The organism is bacterium (genome assembly GCA_035529855.1).
Classification (GTDB): Bacteria; RBG-13-66-14; B26-G2; order WVWN01; family WVWN01; genus WVWN01.
Map to the genome: position 1 here is coordinate 1 of DATKVX010000021.1, position 10,131 is coordinate 10,131.

19 protein-coding genes and 2 pseudogenes are annotated in these 10,131 nt (G+C 63.0%); all 21 read right to left on the reverse strand.

Annotated elements, in window-relative coordinates:
- Positions 1 to 253: 253 nt before the first annotated feature.
- Positions 254 to 775 (reverse strand): annotated as a pseudogene (rpsE, locus tag VMX79_01955) (30S ribosomal protein S5).
- A 21-nt stretch (positions 776 to 796) separates the two neighbouring features.
- On the reverse strand, positions 797 to 1,162 hold the full coding sequence (gene rplR, locus VMX79_01960) for a 50S ribosomal protein L18 (protein ID HUV85858.1): 366 nt from the start codon (positions 1,160 to 1,162) through the stop codon (positions 797 to 799).
- Positions 1,163 to 1,173: 11 nt separating this feature from the next.
- On the reverse strand, positions 1,174 to 1,731 hold the full coding sequence (gene rplF, locus VMX79_01965; GenBank protein HUV85859.1) for a 50S ribosomal protein L6: 558 nt from the start codon (positions 1,729 to 1,731) through the stop codon (positions 1,174 to 1,176).
- 15 nt (positions 1,732 to 1,746) lie between these two features.
- Positions 1,747 to 2,145 (reverse strand): 30S ribosomal protein S8, encoded by a 399-nt coding sequence (rpsH, locus tag VMX79_01970; GenBank protein HUV85860.1) that lies wholly within the window; start codon positions 2,143 to 2,145, stop codon positions 1,747 to 1,749.
- 52 nt (positions 2,146 to 2,197) lie between these two features.
- Complete coding sequence (locus tag VMX79_01975; protein ID HUV85861.1) at positions 2,198 to 2,383, reverse strand: type Z 30S ribosomal protein S14; 186 nt, start codon at positions 2,381 to 2,383, stop codon at positions 2,198 to 2,200.
- Between the two features lie 7 nt (positions 2,384 to 2,390).
- Positions 2,391 to 2,948: a 50S ribosomal protein L5 gene (rplE, locus tag VMX79_01980; protein HUV85862.1), complete on the reverse strand. Its 558-nt coding sequence runs from the start codon at positions 2,946 to 2,948 to the stop codon at positions 2,391 to 2,393.
- 21 nt (positions 2,949 to 2,969) lie between these two features.
- On the reverse strand, positions 2,970 to 3,323 hold the full coding sequence (gene rplX, locus VMX79_01985) for a 50S ribosomal protein L24 (protein ID HUV85863.1): 354 nt from the start codon (positions 3,321 to 3,323) through the stop codon (positions 2,970 to 2,972).
- A 3-nt stretch (positions 3,324 to 3,326) separates the two neighbouring features.
- Positions 3,327 to 3,698 carry a 50S ribosomal protein L14 gene (rplN, locus tag VMX79_01990; GenBank protein ID HUV85864.1) on the reverse strand — a complete coding sequence of 124 codons (372 nt, stop codon included), beginning with the start codon at positions 3,696 to 3,698 and terminating at the stop codon, positions 3,327 to 3,329.
- A gap of 18 nt (positions 3,699 to 3,716) precedes the next feature.
- Positions 3,717 to 3,995, reverse strand: coding sequence for a 30S ribosomal protein S17 (gene rpsQ / locus VMX79_01995; GenBank protein ID HUV85865.1), 279 nt, complete (start codon positions 3,993 to 3,995; stop codon positions 3,717 to 3,719).
- Positions 3,992 to 4,225, reverse strand: a complete 234-nt coding sequence (gene rpmC / locus VMX79_02000; GenBank protein HUV85866.1) for a 50S ribosomal protein L29 — start codon at positions 4,223 to 4,225, stop codon at positions 3,992 to 3,994. The genes rpsQ and rpmC overlap by 4 nt, the downstream gene beginning before the upstream one ends.
- Before the next feature lie 2 nt (positions 4,226 to 4,227).
- Positions 4,228 to 4,638 carry a 50S ribosomal protein L16 gene (gene rplP / locus VMX79_02005; GenBank protein HUV85867.1) on the reverse strand — a complete coding sequence of 137 codons (411 nt, stop codon included), beginning with the start codon at positions 4,636 to 4,638 and terminating at the stop codon, positions 4,228 to 4,230.
- Between the two features lie 27 nt (positions 4,639 to 4,665).
- Positions 4,666 to 5,391: a 30S ribosomal protein S3 gene (gene rpsC / locus VMX79_02010; GenBank protein ID HUV85868.1), complete on the reverse strand. Its 726-nt coding sequence runs from the start codon at positions 5,389 to 5,391 to the stop codon at positions 4,666 to 4,668.
- Positions 5,392 to 5,694: 303 nt separating this feature from the next.
- Positions 5,695 to 6,030: pseudogene (rplV, locus tag VMX79_02015) on the reverse strand (50S ribosomal protein L22).
- Positions 6,031 to 6,032: 2 nt separating this feature from the next.
- Complete coding sequence (gene rpsS / locus VMX79_02020; protein ID HUV85869.1) at positions 6,033 to 6,317, reverse strand: 30S ribosomal protein S19; 285 nt, start codon at positions 6,315 to 6,317, stop codon at positions 6,033 to 6,035.
- A gap of 30 nt (positions 6,318 to 6,347) precedes the next feature.
- Positions 6,348 to 7,172 (reverse strand): 50S ribosomal protein L2, encoded by an 825-nt coding sequence (rplB, locus tag VMX79_02025; protein HUV85870.1) that lies wholly within the window; start codon positions 7,170 to 7,172, stop codon positions 6,348 to 6,350.
- Between the two features lie 15 nt (positions 7,173 to 7,187).
- Positions 7,188 to 7,472, reverse strand: coding sequence for a 50S ribosomal protein L23 (locus VMX79_02030; GenBank protein HUV85871.1), 285 nt, complete (start codon positions 7,470 to 7,472; stop codon positions 7,188 to 7,190).
- Complete coding sequence (gene rplD / locus VMX79_02035) at positions 7,469 to 8,095, reverse strand: 50S ribosomal protein L4 (protein HUV85872.1); 627 nt, start codon at positions 8,093 to 8,095, stop codon at positions 7,469 to 7,471. Before rplD ends, VMX79_02030 begins: the two co-directional genes overlap by 4 nt.
- Before the next feature lie 10 nt (positions 8,096 to 8,105).
- Positions 8,106 to 8,384, reverse strand: a complete 279-nt coding sequence (locus VMX79_02040; protein HUV85873.1) for a hypothetical protein — start codon at positions 8,382 to 8,384, stop codon at positions 8,106 to 8,108.
- 558 nt (positions 8,385 to 8,942) lie between these two features.
- On the reverse strand, positions 8,943 to 9,569 hold the full coding sequence (gene rplC / locus VMX79_02045) for a 50S ribosomal protein L3 (protein HUV85874.1): 627 nt from the start codon (positions 9,567 to 9,569) through the stop codon (positions 8,943 to 8,945).
- A 17-nt stretch (positions 9,570 to 9,586) separates the two neighbouring features.
- Positions 9,587 to 9,895, reverse strand: a complete 309-nt coding sequence (rpsJ, locus tag VMX79_02050; GenBank protein ID HUV85875.1) for a 30S ribosomal protein S10 — start codon at positions 9,893 to 9,895, stop codon at positions 9,587 to 9,589.
- 28 nt (positions 9,896 to 9,923) lie between these two features.
- A partial coding sequence (tuf, locus tag VMX79_02055) for an elongation factor Tu (GenBank protein HUV85876.1) occupies positions 9,924 to 10,131 on the reverse strand: 208 nt, incomplete at its 5' end.

The following is a 10,131-nucleotide window of genomic DNA, read 5'->3' on the forward strand; positions in this document are numbered from 1 at the left end:
CCTGCGCCTTTTCCTTTTCCTCGCCCTCGGCGGCTTTCTCCGGCGGCGACTCGGCCGGCGCGTCGGCTTCGGCCTGCGCCTTTTCCTTTTCCTCGCCCTCGGCGGCTTTCTCCGGCGGCGACTCGGCCGGCGCGTCTACCGCGGCCTGCTTTTCTTTCTTTTCCTCGCCCTCGGCGCGGGCTTTCTTCGCCCGGACGCGACGGGCGATGCGGGTTTTCTTGGTTATCTCCGCCGCCTCGGCCGCTCCGACGGCGGCTTCCGCTTTCTTCGCGGCGCGTTTGGGCAACTCGCCGCGCCGGGCCGCCGCGTCCTCCGGAGAGACGAGCGACTTCAACGCCGCGACGGTAGCGGCGACTACGTTATGGGGGTTATTCGAGCCCAAGGACTTCGTCAAGATGTTCTGGACGCCCGCCAACTCTATTACGGCGCGCACCGGGCCGCCGGCGATAACGCCGGTTCCGGGCGCCGCGGGTTTGAGCAAAACCTTGGCCGCGCCCTTCTTGACCAACACCTCGTGCGGAATGGTGCCGGCCACGATAGGGAACGTAAACAAGCTTTTCTTAGCCAACTCCACGCCTTTGCGCACCGCCTCGGCGACCTCGTTGGCCTTGCCGAGCGCCACGCCGACGCGGCCGGCGCCGTCGCCCACGACCACCAACGCGTTGAAGCCGAACCGCCGGCCTCCCTTGACCACCTTGGCGACGCGGTTGATAGTCACGACGCGGTCCTGGAATAGTTGTTCTTCTTCGGTTTCTCTTCTTCTATTTCTGTTCATATCGTCTCGGCGTAGCTGACGTTAGAATCGCAGGCCGCCCTTGCGCGCGCCCTCGGCCAGGGCTTTGACCCGGCCGTGGTACTTGTACCCGCCGCGGTCGAAAACGACCTCCGTAACGCCCCGGGCGGCGGCTCTTCCGGCGAGCGCTTCGCCCACCGCCGCGGCGCCCTCGGCGTTACCGCCGTTCACCTTACCCCGCAGCTCCGGGTCCAGGCTGGAAACGGCGACGAGCGTCCGGCCCTCTTTGTCGTCGATAACCTGGGCGTAGATGTGCCGGAGGCTGCGGAAGACGCACACCCGGGGCCTATCCCCCGTCCCGCTCACCTTGCGGCGAACGCGGCCGTGCCTCCTTAGACGTCTCGGTACTTTTTTGCCGGGATGGACCATCGCTGCTACTCTTACGCGCCGGGCCCTATGCCGCCCAGCGCCCCCTTGCGGACTTTGCGCCTAACGCGCTCGTTTTTATACCTTACGCCCTTGCCCTTGTACGGCTCGGGCGGCCTAAGCAACCTTATCTCCGCGGCGGTTTGGCCCACTAGTTCCTTATCTATCCCGCGGACCACGACCGCCTGCGGCGACGGGACCTCCAGGGTGATGCTCTCGGGCGGCTGGTACGTGATGGGCCGCGAGAAGCCGAGGGAAAGCTTCACCGCCTTGCCCTGGAGCTCGGCCCGATAGCCCACGCCGACGATCTCGAGCTCCTTCGCGAATCCCTGCGAGACGCCCTCTACCATGTTGGCCACCAGCGTGCGCGATAGCCCCCACAGCGCCCGGCTCTCGCGGCTTTCGTCGGCGGGCTTCACCGACACCTGGCCGTCGGCGACCTCAACCGTCACCGCCGGGTGTAGGTCGCGCTCGAGCTCGCCGTTGGGGCCTTTGACCCTGACGGTCCGGCCGTCGACGCTCACTTCCACCTTTTCGGGCAACAGTATAGGCTTTTTTCCAACGCGAGACATATCAACCGGTGGCGGCTACCACGCCCTTAAAAGCACTTCGCCGCCGATTTCACGTTTTCGGCATTCGCGGTCGGTCAGGATGCCCTGCGACGTCGACAGGACGGCCACGCCCAACCCGCCGATGACGCGGGGGATACCCTCTTTGTCGGCGTAAACCCTCCGCCCGGGCCGGGAGACCCGTTCGATGCGCCGCAGCACGCCGGCCTTATCGGGCCCGTACTTCAAGTATACGCGGAGGGTGGACGCCGGTTTCTCGTCGATCACGCGGTAATTCGATATGAACCCCTCATCCTTGAGGATTTTAACGATCTCCTCTTTGATCTTGGAATAGGGGGCGTCGGTTTTTTCGTGGCCGGCGCGGAGCCCGTTCCGGATCCGCGTCAACAAGTCCGCTATGGGGTCGGTCATTACCATTTACAACAACCTTTTAAACGCGCCGCACGGCGCTCGCCGAGGGGCGCCGCCCCTACCAACTGGCCTTGATTACGCCCGGGATCTCGCCCCGCAGCGCCAACCCGCGGAAGCAGATCCGACACATATCGAATTTACGCAGATAGGCGCGGGACCGCCCGCACAACGGGCAGCGGTTGTACCGCCGGGCTCCGAATTTGGGTTCCCGTTTAGCTTTTGCGATTAAAGACTTCTTCGCCATAACTCTCTCAACGCCGCGCGCGGGGCCGGCCGAAGGGCATCCCGAGCGCCGTCAATAAATGGCGCGCCTCCTCGTCGCTCTTGGCCGAGGTCGCCACCGTCACGTTCATCCCGGTTATTTTGACGACTTTATCGTAATCTACTTCCGGAAATATTATCTGTTCCGTTACGCCCAGCGTATAGCCGCCGTGGCCGTCGAAGCTCTCGGGGTCGAGGCCGCGGAAGTCGCGGACCCGCGGTAACGCGAAGCTTATGAGCCGGTCCAGGAACTCGTACATCCGGTCGCGGCGCAGCGTCACGCGGACGCCGGACGGCATGCCGGCGCGTACCTTGAAGTTCGCCACCGACCGCTTGGCGCGGCTGACCACGGGCCGCTGGCCCGTTACGGCGGCCAGCTCGTCGACGGCGGCGTCGAAGACTTTTATGTCGTCGTGGTACCGGCCGAGGCCGGAATTTACCGCGATCTTCACGACGCGCGGGACCTCGTAACGGTTGCGGTAGCCGCGCTCGGTCATCATCGCCGGCACCACTTCGTCCTCGTATTTCTTCTTCAAGCGCGGTTTCATTACGGCCTTACCTGACGGAAATTAGCGTTCCAGGACCTCCCCGCACTTCCGGCACGTGCGGACCTTCGTGCCGTCGGCGAGCTCGGTGTTGCCGACGCGGGTGGTCTGCCGGCACTTGGGACATATCAACATCAAGTTCGAGACGTGAATGGAGGCCTCGATCTCGTGGATGCCGCCGGCCCGGTCTTCGCGCGTCCGCCGGGAGTGCTTCTTGACGAAATTCACGCCCTCGACGATAAGCCTGCCCCTCTGGGGTATCACGCGCAGGATTTTACCGGTCTTGCCGAAGTCCTTGCCGGCGATAACCTTGACGTTATCTCCCTTGCGTAAGCGGACGCGCGTACTCGGGGAGCGCTTCTTTTTCTCGGGAGACATTTCCTATAATACCTCGGGCGCGAGGGATATTATCTTCATGAAGCGCTTCTCGCGCAACTCGCGAGCCACCGGGCCGAAAATGCGCGTCCCCGCGGGCTCGCCGCCCTCGTTTATTACGACGCACGCATTATCGTCGAACTTGATGTAGGAGCCGTCGGAGCGCCGCGTCTGTTTGCGGGTCCGCACGACGACCGCCCGGACCACCTGGCCCTTCTTCACGGTGCCGCGGGGCGACGCGTCTTTAACCGTCGCGACGATGGTATCCCCTACCTCGGCGAAGCGCTTGGCCCCCGAGCCTGCCACCACCCTGATGCAGGAGGCCTGCTTGGCGCCGGAGTTGTCGGCTACGACCAATCTCGAATACGGTATTATCACTTTGGCTCTTATGCCGGTTTATTTGGCCCGTTCGACCACCTCGACGAGGCGCCAGCGCTTGCGTTTGGACAAAGGGCGCGTCTCCATTACGCGGACCGTGTCGCCCACGCGGCACTCGTTGTTCTCGTCGTGCGCCATGAAGCGCTTCGACCTCTTGAGCATCTTCTTAAAAAGCGGGTGTTGCTTCCGCGTCTCAACTTCGACGACTACGGCCTTGTCCCCCGCGTCGCTCACCACGCGGCCCTGCATTACCTTCCGGCGGCCTCGCCGCACCTTTATCTCTTCCGTCGCGGTCATCGATTATCTCCGGCGGCGGCAGCCGCGACCGCGTGCTGCTTCTCGCCGATGATGGTGAGGATGCGGGCGATACGGCGCTTGAGCATCTTGCTCCGGTTGTTGTCCTCTTCCTTGCGGGTGGCGATGTTGGTCCTTATCTCCAACATCTCCTTCTTGGCGTCCCGGAGGGAGATCTCCAGTTCCTCTACCGTCTTGTGACGCAACTCGTCGCGTTCCTTCTTCAGGGCCAAGACTATTCCTCTATCTCCAAGTACTTCGTCTTTATGGGCAACTTGTACCGGGCCCGCCTCATGGCCTCGCGCGCCGTAGCGGGCGCCACGCCCTCCAACTCGAACAGGACCAGGCCGGGGCGGACGACCGCCACCCAGAACTCGGGCGCGCCCTTGCCTTTACCCATCCGGGTCTCGAGCGGCTTCTTCGTCACAGGTTTATCCGGGAAGACGCGAATCCACAACTTCCCCTGGCGCTTGACGTGGCGGGTGATGGCGACGCGCGCCGACTCGATCTGCGCCGCGGTGAGCCAACACGCCTCGCGCGCCTGGAGGCCGAAGGAGCCGAACTGGAGCGTGTTGCCGCGCGTGGCCTTGCCGCGCCGGCGGCCCCGCTGTTGTTTGCGCCACTTCGTCCTCTTGGGCATCAACATATATCCGCGCTCCGCACGCTGGGGTCGCTACGACCTCTCGCGCGAGCCGCCCTTCTTCGGGCGGCGCCGCTTCCTCTTGGCCGGGCGACGCGTCTGCTCCGCGAGAACCTCCCGGTCGGCTATCTCGGAGGGCAACACCTCGCCCCGGAAAATCCACACCTTAACGCCCACGACGCCGTATACGGTTTTGGCTTCCGCCTGGCCGTAATCGATGTCGGCGCGGAGCGTTTGGCACGGGACGCGGCCGTCGGAGTACCTTTCCTGGCGGCCCATCTCGCGGCCTCCGATGCGGCCTTTAACCTGGATCTTGCAGCCTTTGGCGCCGAGCTTCATGACGGTGGCCAGCGTCTTCTTCATGACGCGCCTAAAGCCCATACGGCGCTCGAGCTGGGCGGCGACGTTTTCCGCCACCAGCTGGGCGTCGAGCTCGGCGTTCTCGATCTCGCGGATCTCGACGTCGAGGTCGGCGCCGACGAGCTGCTTGAGGTCTTCCCGCAGCTGCGCGATGCGGGCGCCCTTGGTGCCGATTATCATCCCGGGCCGGGCGGTCCAGATGTGAACGATTATACGGTCCGTCGTCCGCTCGATTTGGACGCGGGATATGGCGGCGTTGCTGAAGTTCTTCTTGACGTAGCCGCGGATGGCGAGGTCCTGATGGAGCTTGGCGGCGTAATCGCGCTTGGCAAACCACCGCGAATCCCAGGTCCTGATATACCCGAGCCTAAAGCCCACCGGATGCGTCTTCTGTCCCATAATACCGTTCCCGGGCCGCTATTTCTTCTTGCGGCCGCGCTTGGTTCCGCGTTCGGTTTTGCGGCGCTCGGCCGCGGGTTTCTCCGGCGCCTCTCCCGCGCCTTTTACCTTGGCGCCGTACTTGTCCTGTTTCTTTTTGAATCCCAGGAAGCGCGGCCTCTTGGGTTTGGCGGGCGCCGCCGCCCGTCCTTCGGGGGCGCCTTCGGCCGGTTTCCCCGGTTCGCCCTTCGGGGCCCCGCGCCCGCCTACCTTCCGCCGCCCTTCGCCGCGGGCGCGCGCCGCGGTCAACTCCTCCTCCGTTCTCTCCGCCAGCACCACCATAATATGGCTGGTACGCCGGCGGATGCGGTGGGCCCGGCCGTAGGCCCGCGGCTTTATGCGCTTCAACGTGGGGCCGACGTCCACCGCCACCGATTTCAGGAATAATTTGTCGATGTCGGGCTTATCCTCACCCTTGTACTCGCGGGCGTTGGCCAGGGCCGAACGGACCGCCTTACTGACCAGCGGCGCGGCCTTCTGCGGCATGAACTTGAGGGTGTCGATGGCGTTCTGGACGTCCAGGCCGCGGACGACGTCCACTACCAGCCGCGCCTTCTGCGGCGAAAGTTTAATCCACTTCTGTTTGGCCTTGAACTCCATCACTACTTCAGCCGCATCGTTTTAGCGGTCGGGCCGCCGTGCGAGCGGAAAACCCGCGTCGGCGCGAACTCGCCCAGTTTGTGGCCCACCATATCCTCCGTTACATAGACGGGGACGAACTTCCGGCCGTTGTGAACCGCGATGGTGTAGCCTACGAACTCGGGCGGTATCGTGCAACGGCGGGCCCAGGTCTTTATGACGACTTTTTCGCCCGTAGCCTCGACCTTTTTGACCTTGGCCATCAGCTTGAGGTCGACGTACGGTCCCTTTTTAGTCGAACGTGCCAAAACTTTTCCTCGCGGCTCGAGCCGCCCCGGCTACTTCTTCCGCCGGCTTACGATGTATTTATCGGAATGTTTCTTCTTGCGCGTACGGGCGCCCTTCGTCAACCATCCCCAGGGCGACTGCGGGTGGTTGCCGCCCTTGGACTTGCCCTCGCCGCCGCCGTGGGGGTGGTCGTTGGGGTTCATCGCTACGCCGCGCACCGTGGGCCGGATCCCGAAGTGGCGCGTGCGGCCCGCCTTGCCTATTTTAATGTTGGCGTGGTCGGCGTTTCCTATTTCGCCGACCGTGGCCCGGCACTCGAGCGAAAAAAGCCTCACTTCGCCGGAGGGCAGCCTGACGTGGCCCACGCCGCCCTCCTTGGCCAGCAGCGTACAGTACGTCCCGGCGGCGCGGGCTATCTGCGCCCCCTTGCCCGGTTTGAGCTCGACGCACGAGACCACGGTCCCGGCGGGGATATTGCGGAGCGGCATCCCGCTGCCGGTTTTGGCCTCCGCGCCGGCGCCGGCGTTCACGACGTCTCCCACCTTCATCCCCTGGTTGGCGACGACGTACCGTTTATCGCCGTCGGCGTACACGACGAGGGCGAGGTCCGCGGAGCGATTCGGGTCGTACTCCAGCGCCGCGACGCGGCCCGGCACGCCGTCTTTGGCCCGCTTCAGGTCGACGACGCGGATCTTGCGGCGGGAGCCGCCGCCGCGGTGGCGGACCGAGATGCGGCCCTGGCCGTCGCGGCCGGCGCGCTGCTTCTTGGCCTTTACGAGCCGCTTCTCCGGCTTCTTGTCGGTCAAGCCGTCGGTGGAGCGGACGCTCATAAAGCGCCGACCGGGAGACGTGGGTTTGTACTTCTTTATAGCCATATCGTACGGTTAATTTTATTCGAAGTACTCTATGGTGTCGCCCTCTTTGAGGGTAACCACGGCCTTCTTCCAACTCGAGCGCCGTCCCTCGGTATAGCGGACGCGGCGCTTCTTGCCCAAACGGTTCATGACGTTGACACCGGTCACGGTAACCTTGTAGATGGCCTCCACCGCGTCCTTTATCTGTATCTTATTGGCGGAGGGGTGTACCTTGAAGGCGTACTTACGCTGCACCTCTTGGAGGTACTCCATCTTCTCGCTTATGATGGGCTGAACCACTACGTCCTGGGGCGCCTTCATTTCGCCAATTTTTGCTCCAGCGCTTTCGCCGCCGCTTCGGTCATCACGAGCTCGTCGGCCTCGACGACCTCGTAGACGCTGGCGTTACCCGGGTGTCGCACGTTCACGATGGGCACGTTGGCGGCGGATTTTACGAACTTCTCGTTCTTTTCGTCGATTACGAATAAAACCTTAGCGTCGAGCAAGTTCATATCCGCCAGCAGGTCGACGACGCCCCTGGTCCGGTACTCGTCGAACCTCAAGGCCTCGATTACCCGCAACTTGCCGTCGCGGGCCTTATCGGACAGCGCGCTCCTGAGCGCCGCGCGCCGGACTTTGCGCGGGATGTTCTTCCCGTAATCGCGGGGCCGGGGGCCGAAAGTGACGCCGCCGCCGCGCCACTGCGGCGAACGGATGGAGCCCTGGCGGGCGTGGCCGGTCCCCTTCTGGCGGTAGGGTTTACGGCCGCCGCCGCGAACCTCGCCCCGCGTCTTGACCTTGGCCGCGCCCGCGCGCTTGGCCGCGAGCTGGGCCACGACGCACAGGTGGACGAGGTCGGGCCTCGGGTCCGCGGCGAAGACGCTGTCCGCGAGCTCGAGCTCGCCGGTCTCACGTCCTACCTGGTCTATCAATTTCGTTTTCATGGTTGGTCTTTTATGCACCAGACCCGGTATAAGCTTCTGCCTCGTCGTGGGTCCACGTTATTACGAACGCTAGGTTTTGCAATAAACCCTGCATATCGCCGCCGAAATGGGAGTTAATCACGCTCCAAACCTTATTCTGCCGTACGGGTTCCGGGTCCTCGGAGAAACCATCCCACGTTACGTGAATTATATACTTGGTGGGGGTCATCTCTTCGACTGAGATATCCGCAGGAGGTGTGGAGAAAGCCTCCCTCAATGCATTTACGACCCTATTTCTCAATTCTTCCATTTTCGACCCCCTATATCGCGTATAACCCGCGCTGCGGCGATTACCTTTCTTGCGATATCTTGTTTAGCTTTACCCAAGTCCCCGCGGAACTTGCTAGGTGGGTCTTTATGCAACAAAGAAGGCGCCCTAATAAAGGCATTATCATCGAAATAACGTACTTCGTTTCGCCAACGGGCGACTACCCTTGAGACTGCCGCGTTCAACCGTTCAGTTTCGTCGCCCGCTTCCGCCAAATCCAGAAAACCGCTCAGTTTAATAAGTTCTAAAATAGCGTGGTTGGTCGGTATTCCGGCACTGGGATTAATTTTTAAGACGTACGCCGTCAATAAACACTATACGGCTAAACCAGATATATAAATAACGGCAGTATAATGGTTTTCGTTTCCTCCGGCAGCCCGAAAAAGCGATTCCGCGTCGTCAAACCGTTGCGTGGCCGCTCTATAAGCGTTATTAGCGTTGAGCGTAGGCGAAAACGTAGACGGGAATATTAAACGTATCCCTTGGCGTTTTCTTGTGCCTCCTTTATTACGAGCCATTTACTTCTTGTGGCGCGGGCGCCTAGCGCGCTTTACGCGCCGGCGAGACGACTACCAGGCCGCCGTTGGGCCCGGGCGCCGCGCCCTTCACTATTAGAAGCGACTTATCGGCGTCGAGCCGGAACACCTTGAGGTTAGCCGTAGTCAACCACCGGTGGCCCATATGGCCCGGCATCCTCTTGCCCTTGTAGACCTTGGAGGGCGTCGCGGAGGCGCCGATGGATTTGGGCCGCCGGTAGGCCTTGGAGCCGTGAGTTTTGGGGCCGCGGTGGAAGCCGTGCCTCTTGATGACGCCCGCGAACCCCCGGCCTTTGGACCGGGCCCGGATGTCGACCGCGGCGACGCCCTCGAAGATCGAGACGTCGACGACGTCGCCGGCCTTGTAGGGCTCGGCGTCGCCGAGCCGGAACTCGCGCAACGCGGCCGGCGGCGCGACGCCGGCTTTGGCGGCGTGGCCGGCCTCCGGTTTGTTGGGCCGCTTCTTCTCGCCCAGGCCCAGCTGCACCGCGGCGTAGCCGTCGCGCTCGGGCGTTTTGACCTGCGTAAGGCGGTTGGGAGGCAGCTCGAGCACGGTGACGGCCAACGCCCGACCTTCGTCGTCGAAGGCCGTCGTCATCCCGAGCTTCTTTCCCAACATTCCGAGCGGCATTTTTACGCGGGCCTCGTTCACAGTTTAATTTCCACTTCCACGCCGGCGGGCAGCTGCAGCCGCGTCAGCGCGTCGATGGTGTCGCTGCTGTGTTCTTCGATCTCGATGAGGCGGTTGTGGGTCCGTATCTCGAACTGCTCGCGCGATTTCTTGTCTACGTGGGGCGAGCGGAGGACGGTGTACCGGTTTATCTGGGTCGGGAGCGGCACGGGGCCGCATACCTGCGCGCCGGTTCGTTTTATGGTAGCGCAGATCTCCTCTACCGACCGGTCCAGCAAGCGGTGGTCGAAAGCCCGGAGCCTGATCTTTATTCTCTTTTTCGGCATTACTTATTCGCGTCGCCTCGCGCGCGCGTCACTCTTCGATTTCGGCAACGACGCCGGCGCCTACGGTGCGGCCGCCCTCGCGGATGGCGAACCGTAGCTCCTTCTCCATCGCGATGGGGGTGATGAGCTCCACCTTCATCGTCACGCTGTCTCCCGGCATCACCATGTCCACGCCCTCCGGGAGGTGGACCGTTCCCGTCACGTCCGTCGTCCGGAAGTAGAACTGCGGCCGGTAC

What these genes read in the sequence shown, in the direction of transcription:
- rplR (HUV85858.1), bottom strand. Translation starts at nt 1,162, where the DNA reads ATGGTCCATCCCGGCAAAAAAGTACCGAGACGTCTAAGGAGGCACGGC.
- rplF (HUV85859.1), bottom strand. Translation starts at nt 1,731, where the DNA reads ATGTCTCGCGTTGGAAAAAAGCCTATACTGTTGCCCGAAAAGGTGGAA.
- rpsH (HUV85860.1), bottom strand. Translation starts at nt 2,145, where the DNA reads ATGGTAATGACCGACCCCATAGCGGACTTGTTGACGCGGATCCGGAAC.
- VMX79_01975 (HUV85861.1), bottom strand. Translation starts at nt 2,383, where the DNA reads ATGGCGAAGAAGTCTTTAATCGCAAAAGCTAAACGGGAACCCAAATTC.
- rplE (HUV85862.1), bottom strand. Translation starts at nt 2,948, where the DNA reads ATGAAACCGCGCTTGAAGAAGAAATACGAGGACGAAGTGGTGCCGGCG.
- rplX (HUV85863.1), bottom strand. Translation starts at nt 3,323, where the DNA reads ATGTCTCCCGAGAAAAAGAAGCGCTCCCCGAGTACGCGCGTCCGCTTA.
- rpsQ (HUV85865.1), bottom strand. Translation starts at nt 3,995, where the DNA reads ATGACCGCGACGGAAGAGATAAAGGTGCGGCGAGGCCGCCGGAAGGTA.
- rplP (HUV85867.1), bottom strand. Translation starts at nt 4,638, where the DNA reads ATGTTGATGCCCAAGAGGACGAAGTGGCGCAAACAACAGCGGGGCCGC.
- rpsC (HUV85868.1), bottom strand. Translation starts at nt 5,391, where the DNA reads ATGGGACAGAAGACGCATCCGGTGGGCTTTAGGCTCGGGTATATCAGG.
- rplB (HUV85870.1), bottom strand. Translation starts at nt 7,172, where the DNA reads ATGGCTATAAAGAAGTACAAACCCACGTCTCCCGGTCGGCGCTTTATG.
- VMX79_02030 (HUV85871.1), bottom strand. Translation starts at nt 7,472, where the DNA reads ATGAAGGCGCCCCAGGACGTAGTGGTTCAGCCCATCATAAGCGAGAAG.
- rplD (HUV85872.1), bottom strand. Translation starts at nt 8,095, where the DNA reads ATGAAAACGAAATTGATAGACCAGGTAGGACGTGAGACCGGCGAGCTC.
- VMX79_02040 (HUV85873.1), bottom strand. Translation starts at nt 8,384, where the DNA reads ATGGAAGAATTGAGAAATAGGGTCGTAAATGCATTGAGGGAGGCTTTC.
- rplC (HUV85874.1), bottom strand. Translation starts at nt 9,569, where the DNA reads ATGCCGCTCGGAATGTTGGGAAAGAAGCTCGGGATGACGACGGCCTTC.
- rpsJ (HUV85875.1), bottom strand. Translation starts at nt 9,895, where the DNA reads ATGCCGAAAAAGAGAATAAAGATCAGGCTCCGGGCTTTCGACCACCGC.